Below are 24,211 nucleotides of genomic sequence, written 5' to 3'. Positions count from 1 at the left end.
ATGCTAACAGATCACTGATTTACTCCCATCAGAAGCCGACAGTCTCTGGTATGGATTGCGTTCATGTATTGAGTGCGGGTACAGAGATATTAAAAGTGATGGAATGCAATGGCATAAAACCAGGTTGACGGACGCGCGACGGGCCGAAAGACATTGGCTAGCGATGGCTGTTGCTACTTTATGGATAGTCACAATAGGAGGTGAGATTGATAGGGGGACAGCCGAAGATTTTTTTGAGAAGTTATCGCCCCACCAGTCGGCTCAAAAATGTCCCCCCCAGTCAAAGCCCACTCGACGGCTCTCTTGTTTTCTGAAAGGTTTACTAACTCTCCTGGCAGATTTACTTAATGGTAAACCGATTGGGATGGGGCGCTTGCTCCCTGAAACCTGGCCTTTTAAGCCGGCTCTCCTGTCCACCAACACTTCTTGAATCTCACCCACCGGCAATTGTTACAAGGGAGAGCCGTTCTCGCGCTCGGTGCGCGAGACTGCGGATTGCGGCAGACTACTTCAATAGCTTTTTTCCCCTTGATTCCACTAGCCCCGACTTAAATCGAAAGCGAAACCGGCAGCCACAGGTTACTCGCCGCGTACTCGCCATATTGGCGGGCACAGTTTACTATTGCCTGAAAGCCACATTCCAAGGGCACAGACTACTATTGGCAGCACCGTGAGCTGAGGGCCGGCTGAGTATAAATACAAAAGCCCGCCTCAAAAATGGCTTGCTGAACATTGAGAGGCTCCACAGTCCGAGGGGAACAGGGAAACGAATGTAGTTTGAATGTAAAAAACCTACTCTTGTAAGGAGCTATACACCGGCTGGATGCCAGGGCTGCGTTCCGGCGAAAGTCTAGACTTTAGCTGTCCATTGCTACCGGGTTCTGGGATCTCGATTCGATCGATAATTTTAGATAATTTTGCCATGAAATTGTCCGCATCTGGCAGCGCAGTTGTGTATAATATAGATCGCTATAGCCACCTCTGTTAAACATTTTGAACGGGGGAGAGCCCCGATTTGGGAAATACACCGGCTGGCTGTGTTGCTGTCCCTTTGCTCTGGAAACCGCTGACCCCTGACCCCTGACTGGTCATCCCTCGCCCCTGTCCCCTGAGCGCTCACTCCCAATGCGTCACGCTTGGGTCTTTTGCGCTGCGGTGTCTTTCCGATACACTCAGGTGTGGACAGGCAGCTGTAAAACTGATGGAAAATTTCCCTGTAGACGCTCAACCGGCAGCTCGGACCGCTGCGGCTGTTGAAGGTTCGGACTCCCCAGACCAATCCCTGCCGTCAGGTGCCGGTGCTTTTGACGCTAGCATGATGCAGCGATGCCTGACGCTGGCTCGCCGCGCTCTCGGTCAAACGGCCCCTAACCCTGTGGTGGGCTCGGTGATTGTGCGCAATGGCCAGATTGTCGGGGAGGGGTTTCATCCGGGCGCGGGCCAGCCCCACGCGGAGGTGTTCGCGCTGAAAGCCGCCGGCGAACTGGCGAGGGGTGCGACGCTCTATGTCAATCTGGAACCGTGCAATCACTACGGGCGGACGCCGCCCTGTTCGGAAGCGGTGGTGGCGGCTGGTGTGGCCAGGGTGGTGGTGGGAATGGTCGATCCCAACCCCCTGGTGGCGGGTGGGGGCATTGAGCGGCTGCGCAAAGCGGGCATTGAGGTGGTGGTGGGGGTGGAAGAGGAAGCCTGCCGGCAGCTGAATGAGGCGTTTGCTCACCGCATCACCCACGGGCGTCCTTTCGGGATTCTCAAATACGCTATGACTCTGGATGGCAAAATTGGCACGACTGCCGGTCACAGCGCTTGGGTCACAGGCGCGGAGGCTCGCTTTGAAGTCCAGCGGCTGCGGGCGGCTTGCGACGCTGTGGTTGTGGGGGGCGCTACGGTGCGCTTTGACAATCCTAAGCTGACTTGCCGGGATATGGGCTCGCGCAATCCGCTGCGGGTGGTGATGAGTCGCTCTCTGGATTTGCCGGGGGAGGCTCACCTCTGGGACACGGATGTGGCTCCCACTCTGGTGCTGGCGCAAGCTGGCGCTAATCCTGAGGTTCAGAAGTGGCTGGCGAATAGAGGGGTTGAAGTTGTGGAGCTGACTCCTTTGACTCCGGCAAGTGCGATGGCTTATTTTTACGACCGGCAGTTCCTCTCGGTGCTGTGGGAGTGCGGCGGGACTCTGGCTGCGCCGGCGATTGCTGACGGCTCGGTGCAGAAGGTTCTGGCTTTTATCGCTCCCAAGATTATCGGGGGCCATTCCGCCCCAACGCCGGTGGGGGATTTGGGTCTGGCGGCGATGACGGACGCTCTGGCCCTTCACGGAGTGACGGTAAGGCCGGTGGGAGCGGACTGTTTGGTGGAAGGCTATTTGACACCCAGTGCCGGCTCCACTTAAAGGGAATAATTTGATTGTCTCTGTTCCCGGGGCACCGGCATTCGGCACAGGCGATACGCCTGTGCTGCGCCATCCGGGGGCACAGGCGTATCGCCTGTGCTACGCCATCGTTTTGCAAGGGTTGGCTGAGTTTCCCTTGCTTTCAGGGAGGCAGCAGCCGGTATGGGAAGCGTTCTCGGGCTGCTGCCCCCGGAATGAGGGATAATCAGGGATATATTAACAGTTAACAATTCTGAATTTGTAATATAAATGCTGGAAATCCTGATTTGGACTGTATTTGTCGGCACGCTTGGCACGGAGGCGGTGATAGCCGGCAGCTGGGTGCGCTGGCAGCAGGTTCTGGCTAGGCAACAACAACAGGAGGAGGAAGAGATTTTGACTCCACACGATTCTATGGATATCGCAACCGTCTCAGATGAACACCAGTCCACTAATGGCACCGGCTTGCCCCTGCCCAAGGACCCCCGCCTCACCGGCTGGGAGTACAAGATTGTGCGCTCCCGGGGGGATCTGTTTGCCGATGCGGCTGTATTCAAGCAGCTGTGCGATGAGGAGGCCCAAGCCGGCTGGATTTTGCTCGAAAAGCTGGACGACCGGCGGGTGCGGTTCAAGCGTCCGATTGGGATGCGGGAGGTGATTCAAACGGAATTTCTCTCCTATGACCCCTACCGCTGCCATTACGGGCCATCGAATACTTGGGTGAACTGGCTGGGGGGGATTGCTGCAGCGACGGCGCTGCTGCTGCCGGCATATTTGGGCTACGCTCTGGTATCGAGCACTCTGGCCTATTCCAAAACGTCAGCGCCGGCACAAGCTGCGCCGGCTCTTCCCGCTGCCAGCCTTTCTGAACCGGATTTGACGCCGCAGCGATGAGGGGTTGACCCCACCCCCTATCCCTCTCCCCGCGCTTCGGGGAGGGGGGAGATGGTCGGGGGGGCTGGATATTTCTGTTTGTATGCTTTATCATCCGGCCCCATCCGGCACCCGGCGGGAGCATCGGGGAGCATCGGGGAGCATCCGGGAGCATCCGGCACCATCCGGGAGTATCGGGGAGCATCCGGGAGCATCCGGGAGCATCCGGCACCATCCGGCACCATCCGGCACCATCCGGCACCATCCGGCACCATCCGGCAGGTTGAAACCTGCCGCTATACAGACGAAGCCCGCCTTCGCGGGCTAGTTTAAGATAAGCAATCTATCATAAATTAGAAAATATATTTTGCTTCAGCAACTGCAAAAGCTATTTTTTAAAAGCTTTTAGGATTTAAAAAATCATATAAATTCACATAATCCGTTTATAGACTCATATAAGTTGCTGCTGGGGGCCGGCCCCAGGAAAGATGGAAAGTAATTAACCGGATTTAGGGGGCTGCCGGGGTGGCTTTGCCCGGCGTGCGGACGGGGCGAGGGGGGCGATGGGATGGGGGGTGCCGGTGGGCCGTTTGCAGTTGGGCATGAGCCCAAAGGTTCGTAGTTCAGCGCAGCCCAAAGGTTTGTGGTTGGGCATGAGCCCAAAGGTTCGTAGTTCAGCGCAGCCCTGCCGGTGGGCCCGACCGGCGAACATGGCAGTATTTGGGTCAGTGCTGTGCCGGTGGCCGGCTACCCCGTGTGGGGACAGGGGCGTGTTGGGCCCGGAGAATTTGCACTCATAGGTCGAGCGACCGATGCCGGTGGGGCGAAATTTCCGGGCGGGGTGATCGCAAAAGCCGCGCCGGTGGGTATCCTAAAAATATATAAGGGAAATTTCGGATTGCCACTGCCTGTTCGCATGAGCTAAGACTGATACAGGACAGTTGATTGTCCCCCTGTTCTGACCAGCGTCTACCGAGGATATATGGCTAAGCACAAATACAAGAAGTTGTTGTCGCGCCTGCTGCGGGAGATTGTCAAACTCATCCAAACGCTGACCCGCCAAACTTGGCGGTGGCTATGGCGATCGGTTTTCGTGACCAATCGCCGGCGGCGGCAGAACCAAGCTGGATTTGTGCTGCCAACAGTCGCCATGCTGCTGATGGTAGTGGCGTTGGTGGTGGGCGCTATTATGTTCCGCACGTTTACGCGGACAAATCAGGTCATTGGTCAGGGACAGCAGCAGCAAATCAAAAACGCGGCGACTCCAGCGATAGAGCGGGCTAAGGCGAAATTGGAGTACCTGTTTACCGATCCGAATCTAGAAGCTGGGATACCTGCTGAAAAAAGATTGGAAGAACTGCTGCTCAATACTGAAAATCGCAATCCAGACCCCTATAAGCTAAATGATGAAAAGCGAGTCGATCTTGGTCTGACAGGTCTTGATGTACCTTCAACGACTGCCTGGATGTTCCAGATAGATGCTGATGGAAACGGGACTACCAATAACGTTAATCCTGCTCTTGAGCCTGGGGATTTGACTACTATTTATGCGATTGTTTCCCGGTCGGAGAGAGGCAGCACAGCTACTATAGATACAGATCCGGCTAAAAAGCTCTTTTATATACAAGCGGATAAGGACAGAGCGAAGAATTTCATCGTTCGCAATGGCCCGTTAGTCAGCCAGTCCGGTAATGCTAATCCGGATTGTCCCATACAGGTGGGCGGAAATCCAGTGGGCTGGTTTAACGGACCCAGCAGTGCGTTAGTTTACAAGAATTTTCAAGTTTATGCCCTGACAGTACCCAATGCCTTTATCAAGGGCACTGCAACGGCAAATGCGTCGATTGCAACCATCCAGTATCAACAAGATCGTTCCTTTCAGCGCGGGAACAAGTGGGGAGCCTGGTTCCGCACCGATTTGGAAATTGCCCCCGGCCCGATATTTAACTGGAATGGGGCTATACACAGTCAAGGGAATATGGTTGTCCGCAGTCAAGACGGTTTCCGGTCGTTCTTGATCAGCTCTCCAAATAGTTGTTTACTCCCTCTTGAATCCAACTCACAAATAACGCTGAGGAAAGACCGCTCTCCAGGCGTTGGGGGACAATTAGTAACGGGCCAAATTCGGGATAACACCTTCACTCCGCAGAATGTCAGGATTGACGCTAGTATTCCGAACCCATCAACCGGCGAGCCAGCTACGCCAATCTTCCTTCAAGAGACAAGCCCGGGGACTTACCAATCTTTAGATTCTGTTACAGGCAGCGGTTTTGGGCAAATGAATATTGCCACAGATGCACTGACTTTGCAGACAAGAGGAATAGGGCAACCCAGAACACCATCAGGAAGCGGTTCTTGGCAGCCAGACAATACCAATTTTTGGGGGGGGAAGTCGCCACTGACGCAGGGGAGTACGCCGCGAGTGTCTGCAGCGGAGAAGTGCGCTCCGTATGTGGATGACACCTATCGCGCCGATAACCGTTACGGACCGAAGCCGAACTACAGCGCAGAAAATTTCAATAACGCCACCGGCAGGTGTGAAGCTCCTGCTGAACTAAATCCCACTCAACCCAATCAAGTGGCTGGCTATGGGCAGCCGATTCCTGCCGCGACAACTCGATTGGTGACAAATGACCCGACAGCGGGTGATGTGCTGGGAGAGAATTTAGGGCTGGACGGTTACTGGGAGCGGCGAGCCAGAAATAGTGGCCTGCGAGTGATTGTGGGGCAGCGGCTGCAACTGGGCGAGCCCTTTGGCTGGAATGTGGATCGGGATAACGATAGCAAGCCTGACCAGGCTATGTATTCGCCGGATGGGGTTGCGAGTCCTACCTGGGCAGCGTCACGTCGTAACGAAGTTCGGCAGTATGTGACGCTGCGGGATAATTTAGCTGCGGCCCAAGCTACAGCGGTTTATTATTATACCTTTGGCGATAACGCAACCACAACAACTGTCAATGAGGGGGGGTACTTACCGCTCGCTTTTGTGGCCACGACGGTTCACCCAGGAAGTGCGAAAACGCTGCTGGACAGCACAACTTTTAAAAAGCCAGCTGCTGCTTTTGCTTTCAAGACTAAAACAGCAGCGAACGGGGGTTCCACCCTGTTTGGCACTGATTTTGGGGATACCAATAACGAAATCCTCAGCAACTTCTTCCTGGGAGACGGGACAAATGGCTGGGAGTTTAACGTCGTACCAGGAGCCGATCAGACTGAGACGGCGTTTAAGAATGCTATTGCCGGCGGACAGCCTCTGAGAATCGCTTTGGAGAACCTGGCGCGTTTGGCTGGCGATCCGGCAGGCGCTTTCCCACCCACGCAAGAAGCAGCTGGCAGTAAAATCGTTCACCCCTATCCTGTTTTAACTATGTGGGGGAACTTTTCCAACCTGCGGAGCACCCTTTCCCAGCTGCCGGCAACAGGAAGCGCTGCTACGGGCTATGACGCGCTGAGCATTGCGGATAAGTCCAACCTGCACACAGCAGGGGGTACGTTGGGGATGCTGGCGTACAATATTAGCTATCTGCAGGATTTCGACTACACCAATACCAGCAATCAAACTTTATTAACTAATCTGAGTACAGCGCTAGGAAATGTCACAGTGTCGCAGGCGTCCCCAGAGGCATATATAGCAGCTCTAGAAGCGCAAGGAGCGGCGGCTGCTGATAACCTAGCACTGGCCAAGCTGCTCCACCTGAAGGAGCAGGTGGAGCGAGATCGCCTGCGGGGTTTTGACTCACAAGCAGGAACAGCAGGACAAACGGGAAGTTACGCTTGTGGACTTACAGCAACACTGGGAGCAAACCTGCCAAAGCTCTGCCCGACGGGGCCAAAGTTCCCCTCGCTTTACTACCTCTTCCCTAAATACAACCACAAGCACGATGGAACCGGCACTCCAACCGGTATTGCAGCTGCAGCCTCCCAACCCACCACTGAAACCTATATCGCTGACGCTTATATCACAAGTGCAGCAGTTAACGGGAACTATACCTACCAAGTCCTTGGGGACAGCGATAGCAGCGGGATAGAGAATGGTACGGAGAATGGCATCGCCGAGATTGCCCTGCTGCCAAGGGCGCGGGCCGACTGGCGGCTGCCGAACAGCCCAGCTGGAACCAGCACGGCGAACACGATAATTGACAGTACAGGCACAAGTTCAGGCACAAGTTCTGCCAATATAGCCGTGCCTTTCATGGACAAGGCTATTTTCGATGGGCGGGAAATGATGAACGTGCGGCTGCTGGATTTCGATTTAGACCTGCTGCGCCGCAATAGCGTTCCTGGATCGGAAGCTATTGTTTCAGGCTCAGATACTTGGCTGCCGGCGAGTGGCCTTGTCTATGCCTTCCGGGAAGATGCCATGCGGGAAGACGGTATTGCCAGACCTCGCCTTTCTGCTTGGCAGACATACCAAAACGCTTGGCCCACTACGGGCAATGATGCGGGCAACCCTCCTACAGCGAGCCGGTTTAATGTCTGGACTCCAGCGGACCCGCCACTGTGCCAGCTACAGCCTGACTCCACTCCGATTACTCCCGCAACAAGTTACGTTTGTAACCCCGCCAGTCCCGCACAGGGGATTAGCCCTAAGCCGGTTGATTACTATGCTGACCCAGACCGGCGTTCTTACGGGTTCCGGGTGCGCAATGGGATCGATCTGCGGCGAGTCATAAATGGAAATACGAAACTTGACAATCCGCGCGGTTTGTCCTTGATTTCCGATAACCCGGTTTATATTCAGGGAAATTTCAACCCCCACAGTACGAATGCCAGCGTCAGCAATCTTTTAGAGGAATTTAAAGATATACAGCTGTCTTCAGCTTCAGGCTACAGCAATTTCTACAAGCGAAAAGATTTGGAAACTACGTTTGCTAGAACCGGCCAAAACAATGACACTTGGCGTCAGGCAGAAATCATAGCCGATGCAGTGGGCATCCTTTCCAGCAACTTCTGTGACGGCACGCTCCAAGATGGGCTGCGCGGGGTGAATACTGGGTGCGCTAACAGCAGCAGTAACTCATCCTACCAAAACAGTCACATGAAAGGAGTCCCGAGCGATTTGTCTGCAGATGCTCAGGGAGAGGGGTATATATGCGAGAATCCCTTCGATCCGAGGACGGCAGCTGTAGGAGGTGTAGCAGTAGCGGGCACAAACCGCAAAGGCTGTGATGGGCCAATCAAGGTGTTCCGCAATGGCGACATTAAATATATGACTGCGGCGACTGCGACGCCTCCCAGCTCAGTTGCTTCATACAGCAACTATTGGAATTTCAGCGATAACAGATATCAGACAAGCCAAACCAGTGGTCTAGGTATAAACAACACTGCGGGTCCGAATTGGGTAAATGCGGTGATTGTCAGCGGCGTTGTGCCTTCCCGCAACGGTCAGAGCAATGGCGGTTTGGTGAACTTCCCTCGATTTTTAGAAAGCTGGGACAAAACCCGATACGCCTCATCCACTAGCTCCAATACCCAGTCTTTGTGGTTCTCAGGAGCGATGATTCAGCTTAACTTTAGCAACTACGCGACAGCGCCCTGGGATCAGGATGCGTGGGAACCGGGAAGTAACTCAACAGGGACTCAAAACATCAAATACTACACCGCACCGCTGCGGAACTGGGGTTATGATGTGGGTCTGCAGTACGCCCCTGCCGGTCCGGTGGCCCGACGGATGGTGATGCCTGCGCCCGACCGCAGTGAATTATACCGAGAGCCAAAGGCAGATGACCCCTATATTTGCCTGCTGCGCAAGGCTGTAGGCGATAAAACGGCATCGAATTGCAATTAGCGGAGGTGGGAGATGCAACCGGCTAAACGGAAACGTACCGAAAAAGGTCTAACCCTGATAGAGTGTCTGATGGGGATTCTGGTCATCACACTGGTGATTGCGGCCATTACGCCGCCGCTGCTGGTTGCTTTCGCCACTCGGGTGCGCAATTTCAGAGTCGAGAATGCCATGAAAGCGGCGCAGGGGGAAATAGACCGCGTGCGGCTGGTGATTGACACCGGCGATTACACCAACTTGACCCAGAATATCCCGCCGTGTGTCAATGCGACCTGTGCTGACACAACTGCTAACTACAACCTGGACAATGTGCCGCCTCCAGCCCCGAACGCAAATCTTCTCACGTGCCCTCTGGTAAATACCACCGGAACATTATCCACGAACTGGTGTTATGTTGACCTTAATGGCAATAACCAGTGGGACTGGGGGGATCTCGCCGTTCAAACGTTTCGGACACCAACCCCCCAGCCGGTGCTGGACAATACCGGGCAGCGACCTCTTGCCTTTGTAATGGGAGTGCGAGTCTATACGCAAGCGGCTCTCACAGCTACACCTAGCCTGATCAACTTAGCCCAACCACCGATAAAAGCGGCTTCTTTGGGTCTAACATCAGGCAAGTCAGTGAGTCATCCCATCGTAGTGCGTTACGAAACGATTGTTAGAAGTGATTTGGATATCTCTAAATACAATTACTGCGTACTGAGCTGGAGATTATCAGGGGGAACCGGTACAAACCCCCCTTGCAGCAATTAGTTGCGTGGGCAGGAGAACGCACACATTTTTCTGGAGCGGGCAATGGCTAAAACATTCTTTAAGCATATTTTTCGCCGGCGGCACAAATCCGCAGGGTTTACATTAATAGAGCTATTGGTGACGACAATAGTCAGCACGATGGTTATTTCAGGGCTGCTGTATTTCGTAGTCCAGCTGATGGAGAGTGACAAAAAAGAATTTGCCCGGTCAGAAACCGAGCGAGAGATGAGTATGGCTCTCGATTATATGGCCTCAGAACTGCAAGAAGCCGTGTATGTATACGAGGGGGAATGCCTGACTGGTCAGGGGAGTTTGAAGGATGCTAACTACTGTCCGGGTATAGTTTCTAAGATAGGTTTGGCAAGCAACAATAATGTGAAGCCGATTCTAGCCTTTTGGAAAATAGAGCAACTTCCTTATGTAGAAAATGCCACCGGAACTGCTGCTTTCCCTACCAATTGTGAGAGTAATTTTTCTCTTGAGGACGACAAGAAAAAATGTCGAGCGCTCCTGATCACCCGAAATAGCTACACTCTGGTTGTTTACTCTCTGAGAACAGATAATGACGGAAGTTGGGATGGCCCTGCCCGACTGACGCGCTATCAACTCCGGCAATATGCGCCTGTTCCCCCAGCCGATCTGAGTAGAATGACACAAACACCCAATTATATCGATCCCACAGCAGCGGGATCTATCGGCTTTCAGATATGGCCTTGTGACAAGAATGATACGGGTGCTCTCTGTCCCGCACAACAAGCTTATTCGGAAGGTGCCGGTGGCGCGACAAAGAATGCGGATGTGTTGGTTGATTTGGTAGATACAGGAAACTTGCCAGACTATGAGGATTTGAATCCTAATTTGTCTGGGGTGCAGCCTTGTCCCGAGCCCTCTGTCCCCTCCCCAACTCCATCCACCTACAGTCTGGCAAGCGCTAGCAACAATACAAGCTTCTATGCCTGCGTGAGAAGACCCAGTGCGGGCCAGAGTCAAGATGTGATTGTTTATTTGCGGGGGAGTGCCTTGAAGCGAGCCAGTTTGCCTGCAAATAATAAAGATAGCCGCTTTTTACCAATCGTGCGGGCTCAGGTTCAGACTCGCAGTGTGTTTAACAGAATTCCTCCTAAGCTATAAGTTCAACAGACATTCGCTATGACAGCAATTACTTTCCTCCTGAACAAACGCAACCACCGGCAGCTGGAATCGCACAGCTCAACTGCCGGTTTCACTATGATAGAATTGATAGTTGTTGTAGTTATCGTTGGCATTCTAGCCGCAATGGCCGGTGCCGGCTATCTGGGCTGGATGGCGCGGATGCGCGTCAACAAAGCTCAAGATGTTGCTTTACAGGCGATTCGCCAAGCCCAAACCACGGCTAAGCAGCGAAGTTCCACCTGGCAAGCCAGCTTTCAGCAACAGGGTGACAAGGTTAAGTGGGCGGTTCATTCTGCCAGTTCTGTCCCACCAGACAACCTCTGGAATACCATTGATGAACCCAATGTTAAAATAGATATTACAGCAGGCTATACTAGCATCTATAATGACCCTACAAACAATTTGTGGCGCGTTCAATTTGACAGCAAAGGTCAGGTTAGCGATCAAGTAGGACGGATAACTCTATCCAATACAAATGGTGGCAATAAGCGCTGCGTGAAGGTTAGAACGATTTTAGGTGCCGTTAAGACAGATAGTGATACTGCCTGCAGTAGCGATTAGCCTTCCCAGGTTTCATCGCCACAAAAGCCACTGGCAAATAACAATTTTACCCACTGGCACTGCCGCCCCCTACATTCCGGCTGATTGCTTCACATTATTTACCCAGGGCGAGAGAGGGGGAGAGCGCCGGCGCGCCGGCGTGCAAATTTGAAACACGCCATCCTGGGTGAGATCCCCGCCAGCCTCATCTGCCGGCGGGAGTGGGGAGCGGGAGGCGAAAAAGAAACTTTACAGACGGAATTGATAGCATTCCCAGCGAGATGATCCGCAGGGAATCTAATAGAAGCTTTAAAATTATATCATCTCTGACTGAGGGCAGCGCCCGACCGGCGTCCTGCCGGAGGAGTGCCGGTGGGTGCCGGCGGCGTGCCGGTGCAGGAATTGTGGCACAAAGCGTGGGCAATTCCTCACCCACAAGCCTTTGACGCGAGTGAATTACTTTTAAGCTGTTACGCTTTTAATCTGCTTATTGCAGCAAGGAGACTCTGCCTCCAGAAACTTGTTACTAGAAGGATACTGGTAACGATGCATAGAGATGGATAGAAAAATTAAATGCGCAAAGCAGGCTTGTCACCCCAAGTGCAGGAGAGCCAGTTATCTGGGGCTGGATTAAGTAAATATTAAAATTTTTCAGAGAATTTTCAGATAAGATGAGCCGGCGCGCGACGGCGAAACGCTGATAGGGGGCGTGGGCGGGATCAGGCGCTGTTGCAGAGAGGGGGGAGAGCCCCTGGATGCTACAAGCCGCACCGGCTACAAAAGTGTAGCTGAAAATAACATTTAACTAAGCTTTTTTTTGAAATGCTTGAATTCATCCCCCTTTTACCGCCCAACAAGCCGCCCCACCGGCAGGCTCGGGCAACTGCCGGTTTCACCCTCATAGAAATGATAGTTGTGATAGCGTTTTTTGGCATCTTGGCAGCAGTGGCCGGTGCCAGCTTTCTGGGGTGGCTGGCGCGGATGCGCCTCAACAGCGCTCAATATACTGCCTTAGAGGCGATTCGCCAAGCCCAAACGACTGCAAAGCTGCGAAAAAGCACCTGGCAAGCCAGCTTTCGGGAGCAAGATGGCAAAGTTCAGTGGGCGGTTCACCCGGACAATTCTGCACCCAGCATTTGGAATACCCTGGTTGAAGAAGGAATTAAAATAGACCCAGCCAACACCACTTTTTACAAAGATAAAAACAGCAGTCTGTGGCGAGTTCAATTTAACTATAAAGGACACACCAACGGACAGCTGGGAAGGATAAACCTAACCACAAGCACCGGCAGTCCCAAACGCTGCGTGTTTGTGTCCACCCTCTTGGGTGCAGTGCGGACAGCAGCGGATGAAAAGTGCGTGAAAAAATAGATGCCGGTGCCACAGCTGGGAGCCGGTAGCACCGTTTTGCAGGCGAAGTGAGGGCGGGTTTATTGATATTCTCCTCTGTGGCAGAAATATCTTGGCAGAACCCGCCCCTACAACCCTATGTATAGAAAACCGATGCAAGCGGATTTGTCCTCCCGCGCCGGAGCCAGAAACCGGGTTTCTTTCTGTACAGGAATTTGCCCGCTTGACCGCCAGAAGAACGGCGGTTTGTTGAGACTTCGCTGAACCCGCCTTTATAGCAGTAGGCACTTAGGTTAGGACGTAGGACAGGCGTCTCGCCTGTCCCAGAAATATTGAGGGCAGGCGTTAGCGTAGCGGCGCGCCAGCGCGACGCCGTACCTGCGCCTATAATTCGTATCAAGCGTGTCCTAAACTGACTGTGCACTGCTATACCAAGCGGAACGCTTGTGCCAATCTCCCCCCTCTGCCGCTCATTTTAGCTCGGCCTGTGCTGGGGTTGTGCGGAGAGCCGGCACGCCCAGGATTTGCGGTTGAAGGATGCTAATGGTATTATAGACTAAAGAAACTTTTCTGTCTGGGGGCGGGTTTATAGATACCCACTGCTTCCCGGATATATTGCTAGTCAACCCGCTCCTACTCGAACTGTGGAAAAAGATAAAGTACAAACGATTCAGGAAGACCAGTATATCTTCCCCTATCATTACATCCCCCAGTCCCAAAAGGACTTCACGCAATGTTACAACTTTCGCTGGGGAATTAACTACGCAGCTAGCCTGGAATTTATGATTGAAAGGGTGAAAAGAGAGCCGGTGCGTTCCATTGCTGATGTGGGCTGCGGGGATGGCAGACTGACCAAGGAATTAAAAGAAGCTTTAGCAGATAAGGAGGTGGTGGGGATAGACTATTCTGAAAGAGCGATAGCTCTAGCTCGGTTAATGTACCCCCAAGGGACTTATTACTGTCTGGACATCACGCGAGAAAGGGTTGAGAATAAATTTGACCTGGCAATCTTAATGGAGGTGTTTGAACACATCCCACCGGCAGCTGGGGAGGAATTTCTGGCTGGGGTGGCGGATTTAATGGTCAAAGACGGAATTCTCTTGCTGACGGTTCCGCACCTGAACGCGCCGGTGGAGCCGAAACATTACAGGCATTTCTCTCTAGAAACGCTTTCCAAATGCCTGGAGAAGAACTTTGAGATTGCGGAGGTTATCTTTCTGGAGAAAAATGACGGGCGGAAAAAGTTAATCGACCGGCTGCTGACCAACCGGCTGTTTATCTTAAATAACGGGCGCTTGAAAAACCTGATTTACAAGTATTACAAACAAAAGCTTTTTATTGCGGAGCGAGAAAGCGAGTGCCGGCGGATCTTTATAAAAGCGAGAGTAAAATCAGGTTAATGTCGCTCCTCCCTTGGGGGGGAGGAGCTGCCTGCTAAGAGCCGATCTATAAAGTAATTGTTATAGCAGTAGCCACTTAGATTAGGACATTAGACCTTCAGGGGGGGCGGGACGCCTGCCCTACGTCTATATATCAGTAGGCATTTAGGAAAAGTACATTCCGGCCTCCCTGGCTCCCCCGCTCCCAAAGCTCCTATTGTCCTAACCAATATGACTGCTGCTATAAAACAGCTAATGGGCCAGAAATCGGTTCAGAAACCGGGTTTCTTGGTGTGGGAGAAATCCGGCAAGACCGCTGACGGAGTACAGTCATTTATAGAGAAAATCGCTATCCCCCCAACGGGCAGTCTCCGTGGGCTGCCTGCCCCTACAAGGGTTGGCTATAAGAGTGACCCTCCTTTTTTAGTGGCGAGTAGGGGAGGGATCTTTCCCCGACTGGGCGCTGACTGGCATTTATAGCAGTAGGCACTTAGGTTAGGACTTGGGGTTTAACATAATGTAGGGGCGGGTTCACCCACAACCTGTGCCACACAGCTACAACACCGATAAACCGGCCTCTAACCTCTGATATAGCAGCCGGCAATTGGGCCATAGCGTGTCCTAACCAATATGACTGCTGCTATAATATTTACTCTATAAATCAGCTCTCAAATCAGGGGATTGGGGTGGGTGGCGCGGGGCGTCACCCACCCTGCGGGATCAGACGGCGTTGCTCACAGAAGAGGGCACACTGTCGGGAACGGGGAGTGCCGGTGCGACGGAAGGCAAACTGTTCTTGTCGGGGATGGGGTTGCGCGCCTCAATCAAGCGAAGGGCACCGCTCACGGTTTCCGGGAGAATCACCACCAGACTGCCGGGGGCTGAGCCATCGAGCGCCGTATTAATAGCGAGCGTCTCATCCAAGATAACCTCATACCGGCTCTCTGGCTTAGCGAGGGCAATTCCCTCACAGATAAACTTAGCGGCATCGCCGCGCGCGCGTCCCCGGTTGTCGTAATCTTCCTTAACAATAATCCGGTCAAAGATTTCCGCCGAGAGCTTGCCGAGGGCGACAAAATCCTCATCGCGGCGGTCGCCCGGGCCACCGACCACGCCAATCCGCTCTCCGGGCCAGTTGCGGACAAAGCTGCCCACCGCCTCATAGCTCGCCGCATTGTGGGCGTAATCCAGCAGGACGTGAAAGGTTCCCAGATTAAACAGGTTCATCCGTCCGGGAGTCTGGCTGACGGAAGCCGTGAAGCTATCCAAAGCGGCGCGAATGTCGTCAATGCTCACGCCTTGAGAATACGCTGCCAGACAGGCAGCCAGGGCGTTGGCAATCTGGAAGGGAGCCCGCCCTTCCAGAGTCAGGGGCACATTCACCGCCTGCTCAATCCGCAGCGTCCAGTCCCCTTTCAAAATCGACAGGTAGCCATTCTCATACACTGCAGCCAAACCGCCTTTGCGGGTGTGTTCGCGCAGCAGGGGATTGTCTGGGTTCATCGAGAAGTAAGCCACGAGAGCCTTCACCTTCTTGGCCATTGCCGCCACCAGGGGGTCGTCAGCGTTGAGGACGGCGTAGCCGGTGGGCATCACCGCCTCCGCCAGCACGCTCTTGACGGCAGCCATTTGCTCAATCGTGTCAATATCCCCAATTCCGAGATGGTCAGCAGAGACATTGAGCACCACCCCCACATTGCAGGTGTCGAAGGCCAAACCCGAGCGGAGAATGCCGCCCCGGGCCGTTTCCAGCACTGCCACCTCAACCGTTGGGTCGCGCAAAATCAGCCCAGCGCTTTGCGGGCCGGTGTTGTCGCCTTTTTCCACCAGATAGTCGCCGATATAAATCCCGTCCGTGGTGGTGTAGCCCACCGTGCGGCCCGTTTGCTTGTAAATGTGGGCCAGCAGGCGCGTCGTAGTCGTTTTGCCATTGGTGCCGGTGACTGCCAGAATCGGCACGCGGCTGGGCGTTCCGGGGGGGAAGAGCATGTCGATCACCGGCGCAGCCACATTTCGCGGCAGCCCCTGACTGGGGCAGACATGCATGCGGAATCCGGGGGCGGCGTTGACCTCAACAATCACCCCGCCCACTTCGCGCAGCGGGCGGGAGATGTCTGGCGTTACCACATCCATGCCGCAAATGTCAAGCCCGATAATTTTCGCCACCCGCTGCGCCAGCCAGATATTTTCCGGGTGGATTTCGTCAGTGCGGTCAATGGCAATGCCGCCGGTGCTGAGGTTCGCCGTCGCGCGCAGGTAGCAGACCTCGCCTTTGGGCAGCACCGTTTTCAGGGTGTAGCCTTTATTTTCCAGCAGCTGGAGGCTGGTGCGGTCAACTTCAATGCGAGTCAGGATGTTAGCGTGGCCCACGCCGCGATTCGGGTCGCGATTCGTCTCCGCAATCAGCTCCTCAATGGTGGAAACGCCATTGCCCACCACGTGAGCCGGCACCCGCTCCGCCACCGCCACCAGTTTGCCATTCACCACTAGCACGCGGTGGTCGCGACCTGTATAATAGCGTTCGACAATAACGGAATGTGTTTTGGAAGCCGCGCTAGCTGCGTCGTAGGCTTCCTCAGCCTGTTCTTTGGAGGTGATGCTGATAGTGATGCCGCGCCCGTGGTTGCCGTCGAGAGGCTTGATCACGATAGGGAAGCCGCCAACTTCCTCAATCGCTTCATCGAGTTCGTCCAGGTAGCGGATCACGGTCCCCCGGGGCACCGGCACGCCGGCGGTGCGGAGCATAGTTTTCGTGCCTTCCTTATCGCAGGCCAGCTCAACGCCCAAAATGCCGGTGCAATCGGTGAGGGTGGCCTGAACCCGTTTGCTGTAAATGCCATAGCCGAGCTGGATCATAGCGCGAGCCGGCAGCTGCAACCAGGGAATGCCTCTAGCCTCAGCCTCTTTAACGATCGTTTCCGTACTCGGTCCGAGAGCGGCCTCCGCCCAGAGATCCTTGAGGTCTTTGATATCTTGCTCCAGTTCCGACTGGGGGTAGCGCCCCGTATCGACAATACTCTGGCACAGGCGCACAGCCGCTCGCGCCGCGTAGCGACCGGCCTGCTCCTCGAGGTACTCAAACACCACCTGATAGACGCCTGGGGTGGAAGTTTCGCGAGTTCGGCCAAAGTCGGCCCGCATGCCCGCCAGCTGCTGCAGTTCCAACGCCACGTGTTCGATCGCGTGCCCCATCATTGTCCCTGTCTGGACGCGGCTGAGGAACCCCCCCCGACAGCCCGGGGAACAGTGGTGCTCTACCAAACTGGGCAGCGTTTCAACCAGCCCTTGGTAGAAGCCGGGGATTTGATTGGTCGGCTTGTCTGCAAGGTTTTCCAAGTCCAGACGCATGACGATCAGTTTGTGGCGTCGGATACTCCAGTAGTTGGGACCCCGTAATGTCTGAATTTTAAGTATTTTCATAGGACTGTCCGAGGATGATGCGCGAAATTTGGGAACAAATGGGGCATTTTATCTAGTTTCACGCTTGCCAAAGTTGGTAAACTGTTCGCCGTGAACATTTTTCCGCTGGCCAAGGAAGGGGGGCGCAAAAGGGGCAGCTTCCGCAAAGCAGAAACGGGAGGAGACGGAGAAATGCTCTCCCTGCGCGCTCCCTTGCCCGGTGCCCCACTCCCGCCCCCATGCCCGCTCTCCCCTGTGTTTTGTGTGAGTGCCCAGTTCCTTCTTTGCTGTTAATTGGGGGGGCGGTGCTGGGGGTGAATTACAGCGCGACGGTGACGGTCGTAACAGTCCCCGTGGCAGAGGATATGTACCCGCAGGTTGAAAGCGCTCAAGGGGTCAGTCGCTCCCACATAAGGCTGGTTGGTGTGGAACTCTTCGGTGGGGTCGATAACAGTCACTGTGCCTTTGCCCATGACTTTAATCAGCCCGTCGCTTTCAAACATAGCGCAAGTATCTTCGTCAATGCCCACTCCCAAGCGGTCTGGATGGGACACCACCGCACTCAGCAGCCGAGCCATGCGGTTGCGGTTGTGAAAGTGCTGGTCCACAATCACATCTGGAATAATGCCCAGTCCGGTAGCCATATCCACCAGAGAGCGATTGGGGAACTCGCCGCTGCCCCCACCGGCCAGCATGTGATGTCCCATGACAGCTGCGCCGGCGCTGGTGCCGGCCAGGGTGATCTGGCCGAGCTGCACGAGCAGGCGGATTTTTTCCATCAGCGGCGTGTCGGCGAGCAGGGCGCAAAGGCGCAGTTGGTCGCCGCCGGTCATAAATACCCCTGTACACCCTTCGAGGTAATCTTGCCAGATGGGCTCTTCTCCCTGCGCCCGCTCCCGGATGTCGAGCACCTCAATAGACTTGGCACCCATTTCCTGAAAAATAGTAAAGTATCGGCCCCCAGTAGCGACGGGTTCTCGGGAAGCGCACGGGATAATCGCAATTTTGGCCTCCGTCCCTCCCGAACGAGCAAAAAACGTTTGCAGGATTTCGCGTCCGTGCACTTTATCTTCCGCTCCGCCAATCACCATGACGGTTGTTTTAGTTGGTTGCGGCATCCGAGGTTCTAGCGATTGATCTTGTAACTGCAGCATGGCCTTACTTTTAGGCGTAGGTGAGCGATTGGCCGTATCGTGACCACTTTAGAGATATTGCTTCGCTCTGGGTTGTAGCCACCGGTCAGGGCTAATTCTGGCAGGCCCAAACAACTTCAGGCTGGAAGTCCATTGTCTCACAATCCCCGCCGCTGATAGCGCCAATTGTTGCCAAACCATCACTGGCAGCCTTTTTGCTGGGCAAGACCGGCGGCGCAGTGCCACGTGCCGGTCGTTCCACGAGCAATGAATTATGATCGGGCAGGAAAGGCGCTCTAATACCTTTCTACTGGATTTTCTTAAGGTTTGCCTGCAGCGTGGAGCCACTGTGCGATTTGATGTTGTCACCCTGTTCCCAGATTTTTTCACCTCTGCCCTGGCATCGGGGCTCTTGGGCAAAGCCCTGGCCAAAACTATTGCCTCTGTCCACTTGGTGAACCCCCGCGACTTCGCCACCGACAAGCACCGGCGTGCCGATGACGAGCCCTACGGCGGCGGTGCCGGCATGGTGATGAAGCCCGAGCCGATTTTTGCGGCGGTGGAGTCGGTGCCGGTGCTGCCGAGGCGGGAGGTGATTTACCTCACCCCTCAGGGGGAACCGATGCGCCAGAAGCTGTTTCGGGAGCTCGTCCGGGACTTTGAGCAGCTGGTTTTGCTCTGCGGGCACTACGAAGGGGTGGACGAGCGGGTGATGAACTTAGTCACTCGCGAGGTGTCCTTGGGGGATTTTGTCCTCACCGGCGGCGAAATTCCCGCCCTGGCCCTCATCGATGGCGTGGTGCGCCTGCTCCCTGGAACCTTGGGCAATGCCGAGTCCCTGATCTGCGAGAGTTTTGAGAGCGATTTGCTGGACTACCCCCACTACACCCGCCCGCCGGTGTTCCGGGGGTGGGAGGTGCCTCCCGTGCTGCTGTCTGGCCATCACGGGCAAATCGCCCGCTGGCGCCGCGAGCAGCAGCTGCTGCGCACCCGCCAGCGCCGGCCCGATTTGCTCCCCGAGGCGGAGCGGGGGAGCAGCGGATTTGGGGAATAAGTTTTTCAGAAAAGGGCTTTGCGGAAGGGGAGCAGTTCCCCCGCCAACAGCCGCCATCCCGCTACTCTTAAACTTAAGTTGCATATTCCGAGGAAGAGCATAACACCCCCAATTCCCTGCTAGTTTGCGGTTATGGGGAGAAAGATATGGGAATTTTAATGAAGGTAATTTGGTGAAATCATCTTTCTAATCAGCAACGCCATTCAAATTGCCCAAGGGTCTGGTATTATAGCGTTTCTCATAGTAGTGAGGTACTGAGAAACCCGGTTTCTTAAAGAAACCGGGTTTCTGGGCCATAGTGCATCCCACTGAGAAACGCTATATATCCGGTTGCGCCCGTTTTGTAAAGACCCGATTCGGCGTCCTGCAAGAGATTTGCAATCATAATGCCGGCGGACTGGATAGGAGCCGGCAGCCGGTGACGGGGAACTGTCACTGACAGTACCAACTTAGAACCAACTTACAGCATAAAGCGAGATGAACATCAGAATTGGCAATGGCTACGATATCCACCGGCTGGTTGCCGGTCGCGCTCTGATTCTCGGCGGGGTGAGCATTCCCCACGAGCTAGGTTTGCTGGGTCACAGTGACGCCGACGCGCTCACCCACGCGATTATGGACGCCATGCTGGGGGCGCTGAGTTTGGGAGACATTGGCCATTACTTTCCGCCCTCGGACGAAAAGTGGGCCGGTGCGGACAGTTTGGTGTTGCTGGCGCAAGTCAACCAGCTGGTTGAGTCGCGAGGTTGGCGGGTGGGGAACATTGACTCGGTGGTGGTGGCGGAGCGCCCCAAACTGAAGCCCCACATCCCAGCGATGCGCTCGCGACTTGCCGGTGTGCTGGGCGTCAGACCCGACCAAATTGGCGTCAAAGCCACCACCAACGAAAAATTAGGGCCGGTGGGGCGAGAGGAGGGCATCGCGGCGTATGCGGTAGCCTTATTACAGGAGATAGAAAAATGAAAACATTAGTTTATCTGCTCAAACAAGACAGCGAAGAGACGGGCGTGCGGGCAGCCATTTACCCGCTGCCCTATTTGGAACACCCAGTGTACGAGGAGATGTTGGAGAGAGAGAGGTCTATGGACATCCAAACAACAGAAGAAACCAAAATCATCCGTGCTGACAGTGCCGCTCTGGACAAATACGAGCGAATCTTTCTGCTGATTAAAGCCACCAATGAAGTCACCAAAAAATGGCACCTGCTAGAAGTGATTTCCTGGCTGGAAGATTTAAAAGGTATCGTTCCCTTTGCCCTGCTTGTTGACAGGGAAGACATTTATATTTTTAAATGGAACAAGGAGAACTTTTCCGAACCCGTTTGCACCCTCAAAACCGTCCAAGTGCTTGGCCCCTATGGCGAGTACATAGACGGCCAGCGTGTATCTATGTCTTACCTGAGCGGGCGAGTCGAATCGTGGCTGCGCGACTTGGGATTTCACTGGAAGTCAGAGAATCCCCCAGCAGCAGAAGAGATGGCAGCCATCGGTTTACTGGAACGGATGCAAGGTGGAATGACACAATCTGAAGTGGAGATTAGAGTTGAAACTGTACATTGAAACGAATTTTGTGATGAGTGTCGCCACTGGACGTGACCCGCAAGCGGAGAATTTGCTGCTGAACACACCGGCATCAGTCGGGCTGGCGATACCGGACGTCTGTTACATGGAAGCCCTGTCAGTATTTGCAACTGATAAGAAGCAGCGACAGCGCTTCCATAACGAACTGGATATTTGGATTAACGATGCGGAGCGAAATAAAACTTCAACCCGCGCCCAGTCCCTGCTGTTCCAGCTACAGCAGTCTCGGGATGGGAATGAGGCTCTTATAGAAGAAATCGACCGGCGTTTTTTTCAAGTCGTTGGCCAGCTAGCCAGAAAGGCAGAGATGATTGCTTTAACTCCTGATATGCTTGAGACAAGCTTGCAGACAAATTTCATTCCAGACCTGACAGACAACCTGATTCTGAACTGCATTCTGGGACACGCCCGCTCTCAACCGAGTGAAGTTAAGGTTTTTCTGAGTGGCAATGTCACTGACTTTGGCAAACGAGAAGTGCGAGGTGCTTTGCGGGAAGCCGGCGTGTATAATTATTTCAGCAGCGCCGAAGCTTTTTTTGGCTGGCTGCAATCCCAGTAAGTTCTGCGAGCGGTTCCTACAGAAAATCATAATGAGATTTTTCCCTATTCTACCAACTTCTGAGCGCCGGTGGCTGCCTGTTTTACTAACCCTGGTGATGTCGAGTTCCCTCACCGGCTGCAACTGGAAGCAGAAAACCAAAGCTGCGCAAGTGCCGCAGCTGATTTCCAGCGTGCTCAGCGATCCAAAAACCTTCAACGCTGTCCTCAGCGAAGAGTCGCCGAACGTTTTTGGGCTGACCTACGAGGGGCTGATTAGAGAAAACGGACTCACCGGCGAGGTGGAGCCGGCGCTAGCCGAATCCTGGGAAATTTCCCCAGACAAAAAGCGGATAGTGTTTACCCTGCGCCAGGGGCTGAAGTGGTCAGACGGAGAGCCACTGACAGCGGATGATGTGGTATTCAGCTACAACGACATCTACTTTAACGAAAGCATTCCCACCAGCGCCAGAGACATTCTCAGGATTGGCAAGAATCGAGGGTTGCCGAAAGTGAGAAAACTGGACGACCGGCGGGTGGAGTTCACCATTCCCGAACCCTTTGCCCCGTTCCTGCGAAGCACAGGACTGTCCATAATGCCGGCGCACGCGCTGCGGGAATCAGTGAGAGCAAAAGACGAAAAGGGAAATCCCCGTTTTTTATCAACTTGGGGGATCGACACCAAACCCGAGGAGATTATCGTCAGCGGTCCTTACCAGCTAGAAAGCTACTCCACCAGCCAGCGCGTCACGTTCCGGCGCAACCCCCACTACTGGCGCAAGGATAAGGAGGGGAACCCCCAGCCTTATATTGAGCGCATCATCTGGCAAATTATGGAATCGACCGACACTTCTTTACTGCAGTTTCGCTCTGGGAGTTTAGACACCCTGGGGGTTTCACCGGAAAGTTTTTCTCTGCTGAAGCGGGAAGAGAAGCGGAATCATTTTACCATTTACAATGGAGGCCCGGATACGGGCACGACGTTTATTGCCTTCAATCTCAATAAAGCCCGCAATGCCGGTGGAAAACCGCTGGTAGATCCGGTGAAATCCCGCTGGTTCCACAGCTTGGCGTTCAGACAGGCGGTTGCTTACGCCATCGACCGGCGCACGATGAGCAATAACATCTACCGGGGGCTTGGCGAGCCGCAAAATTCCCCGATTTCCGCGCAAAGCCCTTACTACCTGTCACCTGAGGAAGGATTGAAAGTCTATGACTACAATCCAGAAAAGGCGAAGGAATTGCTCTTGGGGGCGGGATTTAAGTATAATAGCGATGGAGAACTTTTAGATGCGGAGGGCAACCCAGTCAGCTTCACGCTGCTGGTCACTGCAGGCAATAAAATCCGAGAAGCGATTGGAGCGCAAATCAAACAAGATCTCAGCCAAATAGGGATTCAAGTCCATGTCAATGCCATTGCGTTCAATACGCTGGTTGACAAGCTGACCAACTCTCTGGACTGGGAGTGCCATCTGATTCGCTTTATCGTCGGTGCTGAGCCAAATGATGGGGCCAGTTTATGGGTTCCGGAAGGCAGATTGCACATCTTCAATCAGAACCGGCAGCCAGGACAGCCGCAGCTGATTGGCTGGGAGGTGGCTCCGTGGGAGCGGGAAATTGGGGAGCTCTACATCAAAGCAGCCGGGGAGCTGGATGAAGGGAAGCGCAAAGCCATTTATGCCGAATCCCAGCGCCTCACCCAAGAGTATTTGCCGGTGATTCCCTTGATAAACCCGCTGTTGGTGAGCGCTACCCGCAACCGAATTCAAGGCGTGAAATTCTCTGCCTTGGGAGGAATGTTCTGGAACGTTAACGAACTGAAAATAAGCGATCAGTGATAAATAAACCTGCTGCCCGGTGAATTAACCTGGCGATACCGGAGGTTTGTTACAGGGAAGCCCTGTCAGGATTTGCACCTGATATATAGCGAGTCTAAATGATTTGCGCAAACGCTTTTGGCCCATAAAACCGGTTTCTTAAAGAAACCGGTTTTATGAAATTTACACGAAGGGATAGGACGCGCTATATGTTTGAGGAAAACTTGCAGACAAATCGGATTACATATCTGACAGACAGCCTGATTTTGCACTGCATTCTGGGACACGCCCGCTGGCATCCCTTGTGCAGTCAAGGTGTTTGTGAGTGGAAATGTCACTGACGATGGCTTTCCCGGAAGTGCGAGAGGCTTTGCGGGAAGCCGGCGTGTATAATTATTTCAGCAGCGCCGAAACTTTCCTTCCCCTGCGGGGGCGCTGCGCTAACGGCTGGCTGCAATCCCAGTAAGCTGTGCGAGCAGTTCCTAGAG

At 54.1% G+C, this 24,211-nt stretch carries 22 protein-coding genes; 18 read left to right on the top strand and 4 right to left on the bottom strand.

Features of this window, described 5'->3' with window-relative positions:
* The first annotated feature begins 1,201 nt into the window (after window positions 1-1,201).
* From ribD to OSC10802_RS54860, 11 genes are all read left to right on the top strand, one after another.
* Window positions 1,202-2,392, top strand: a complete 1,191-nt coding sequence (gene ribD / locus OSC10802_RS0126185) for a bifunctional diaminohydroxyphosphoribosylaminopyrimidine deaminase/5-amino-6-(5-phosphoribosylamino)uracil reductase RibD (RefSeq protein ID WP_017719738.1) — start codon at window positions 1,202-1,204, stop codon at window positions 2,390-2,392.
* A complete protein-coding gene (locus OSC10802_RS51115) occupies window positions 2,376-2,597 on the top strand; it encodes a hypothetical protein (RefSeq protein WP_155968399.1) in 222 nt (73 codons plus the stop codon). The genes ribD and OSC10802_RS51115 overlap by 17 nt, the downstream gene beginning before the upstream one ends.
* A gap of 44 nt (window positions 2,598-2,641) precedes the next feature.
* On the top strand, window positions 2,642-3,265 hold the full coding sequence (locus tag OSC10802_RS0126180) for a hypothetical protein (RefSeq protein ID WP_017719737.1): 624 nt from the start codon (window positions 2,642-2,644) through the stop codon (window positions 3,263-3,265).
* 670 nt (window positions 3,266-3,935) lie between these two features.
* The gene (locus tag OSC10802_RS0126175; RefSeq protein WP_017719736.1) at window positions 3,936-4,169 is read left to right on the top strand and encodes a hypothetical protein; all 234 of its coding nucleotides are present in this window, start codon (window positions 3,936-3,938) and stop codon (window positions 4,167-4,169) included.
* Window positions 4,170-4,226: 57 nt separating this feature from the next.
* A complete protein-coding gene (gene hpsA, locus OSC10802_RS0126170; protein ID WP_026098825.1) occupies window positions 4,227-9,032 on the top strand; it encodes a hormogonium polysaccharide biosynthesis protein HpsA in 4,806 nt (1,601 codons plus the stop codon).
* Between the two features lie 12 nt (window positions 9,033-9,044).
* Window positions 9,045-9,782 (top strand): type II secretion system protein, encoded by a 738-nt coding sequence (locus OSC10802_RS0126165; RefSeq protein ID WP_155968395.1) that lies wholly within the window; start codon window positions 9,045-9,047, stop codon window positions 9,780-9,782.
* Window positions 9,783-9,824: 42 nt separating this feature from the next.
* Window positions 9,825-10,913, top strand: a complete 1,089-nt coding sequence (locus OSC10802_RS0126160) for a prepilin-type N-terminal cleavage/methylation domain-containing protein (RefSeq protein ID WP_026098824.1) — start codon at window positions 9,825-9,827, stop codon at window positions 10,911-10,913.
* An 18-nt stretch (window positions 10,914-10,931) separates the two neighbouring features.
* Entirely contained in the window at window positions 10,932-11,495 is a 564-nt protein-coding gene (locus OSC10802_RS0126155) for a pilus assembly FimT family protein (protein ID WP_017719732.1), read from the top strand.
* A gap of 801 nt (window positions 11,496-12,296) precedes the next feature.
* Window positions 12,297-12,845, top strand: a complete 549-nt coding sequence (locus OSC10802_RS41850; protein ID WP_017719731.1) for a type II secretion system protein — start codon at window positions 12,297-12,299, stop codon at window positions 12,843-12,845.
* Between the two features lie 623 nt (window positions 12,846-13,468).
* On the top strand, window positions 13,469-14,224 hold the full coding sequence (locus OSC10802_RS44840; protein WP_017719730.1) for a class I SAM-dependent methyltransferase: 756 nt from the start codon (window positions 13,469-13,471) through the stop codon (window positions 14,222-14,224).
* A gap of 210 nt (window positions 14,225-14,434) precedes the next feature.
* The gene (locus OSC10802_RS54860; RefSeq protein WP_017719729.1) at window positions 14,435-14,683 is read left to right on the top strand and encodes a hypothetical protein; all 249 of its coding nucleotides are present in this window, start codon (window positions 14,435-14,437) and stop codon (window positions 14,681-14,683) included.
* A 240-nt stretch (window positions 14,684-14,923) separates the two neighbouring features.
* Here the strand turns inward: OSC10802_RS54860 and cphA are convergent, their stop codons facing one another.
* From cphA to OSC10802_RS51105, 3 genes are all read right to left on the bottom strand, one after another.
* Complete coding sequence (cphA, locus tag OSC10802_RS0126135; RefSeq protein WP_026098822.1) at window positions 14,924-17,623, bottom strand: cyanophycin synthetase; 2,700 nt, start codon at window positions 17,621-17,623, stop codon at window positions 14,924-14,926.
* 269 nt (window positions 17,624-17,892) lie between these two features.
* A complete protein-coding gene (locus OSC10802_RS0126130) occupies window positions 17,893-18,756 on the bottom strand; it encodes a cyanophycinase (RefSeq protein WP_017719727.1) in 864 nt (287 codons plus the stop codon).
* A gap of 91 nt (window positions 18,757-18,847) precedes the next feature.
* The gene (locus OSC10802_RS51105) at window positions 18,848-18,997 is read right to left on the bottom strand and encodes a hypothetical protein (RefSeq protein WP_155968393.1); all 150 of its coding nucleotides are present in this window, start codon (window positions 18,995-18,997) and stop codon (window positions 18,848-18,850) included.
* 87 nt (window positions 18,998-19,084) lie between these two features.
* Between OSC10802_RS51105 and trmD the strand changes: the two genes are divergently transcribed.
* Window positions 19,085-19,789 (top strand): tRNA (guanosine(37)-N1)-methyltransferase TrmD, encoded by a 705-nt coding sequence (gene trmD / locus OSC10802_RS0126125; RefSeq protein WP_026098821.1) that lies wholly within the window; start codon window positions 19,085-19,087, stop codon window positions 19,787-19,789.
* A gap of 271 nt (window positions 19,790-20,060) precedes the next feature.
* Here trmD and OSC10802_RS51100 read toward each other — a convergent pair whose 3' ends face one another.
* Window positions 20,061-20,225 (bottom strand): hypothetical protein, encoded by a 165-nt coding sequence (locus OSC10802_RS51100; RefSeq protein ID WP_155968391.1) that lies wholly within the window; start codon window positions 20,223-20,225, stop codon window positions 20,061-20,063.
* A gap of 41 nt (window positions 20,226-20,266) precedes the next feature.
* Between OSC10802_RS51100 and ispF the strand changes: the two genes are divergently transcribed.
* The 6 genes from ispF to OSC10802_RS54855 all read left to right on the top strand — a co-directional run bounded on the left by ispF (window position 20,267) and on the right by OSC10802_RS54855 (window position 24,189).
* Window positions 20,267-20,752, top strand: coding sequence for a 2-C-methyl-D-erythritol 2,4-cyclodiphosphate synthase (gene ispF / locus OSC10802_RS0126120; RefSeq protein ID WP_017719725.1), 486 nt, complete (start codon window positions 20,267-20,269; stop codon window positions 20,750-20,752).
* The gene (locus tag OSC10802_RS41840) at window positions 20,749-21,348 is read left to right on the top strand and encodes a hypothetical protein (protein WP_017719724.1); all 600 of its coding nucleotides are present in this window, start codon (window positions 20,749-20,751) and stop codon (window positions 21,346-21,348) included. The genes ispF and OSC10802_RS41840 overlap by 4 nt, the downstream gene beginning before the upstream one ends.
* Window positions 21,332-21,928, top strand: a complete 597-nt coding sequence (locus OSC10802_RS0126110) for a PIN domain-containing protein (protein WP_017719723.1) — start codon at window positions 21,332-21,334, stop codon at window positions 21,926-21,928. The genes OSC10802_RS41840 and OSC10802_RS0126110 overlap by 17 nt, the downstream gene beginning before the upstream one ends.
* Window positions 21,929-21,959: 31 nt before the next feature.
* The gene (locus OSC10802_RS0126105; protein ID WP_017719722.1) at window positions 21,960-23,744 is read left to right on the top strand and encodes an ABC transporter substrate-binding protein; all 1,785 of its coding nucleotides are present in this window, start codon (window positions 21,960-21,962) and stop codon (window positions 23,742-23,744) included.
* Between the two features lie 155 nt (window positions 23,745-23,899).
* Window positions 23,900-24,064: a hypothetical protein gene (locus OSC10802_RS51095; protein WP_155968389.1), complete on the top strand. Its 165-nt coding sequence runs from the start codon at window positions 23,900-23,902 to the stop codon at window positions 24,062-24,064.
* Window positions 24,055-24,189, top strand: a complete 135-nt coding sequence (locus OSC10802_RS54855; protein ID WP_232731758.1) for an L-rhamnose mutarotase — start codon at window positions 24,055-24,057, stop codon at window positions 24,187-24,189. The genes OSC10802_RS51095 and OSC10802_RS54855 overlap by 10 nt, the downstream gene beginning before the upstream one ends.
* Window positions 24,190-24,211 lie beyond the last annotated feature (22 nt).

Origin of the sequence: Kamptonema formosum PCC 10802 (genome assembly GCF_000332335.1) — a bacterium.
Lineage (GTDB): Bacteria > Cyanobacteriota > Cyanobacteriia > Cyanobacteriales > Oscillatoriaceae > Oscillatoria.
Note: the sequence above shows the minus strand (reverse complement) of the source record. Positions and strands in the feature narration are given on the sequence as shown.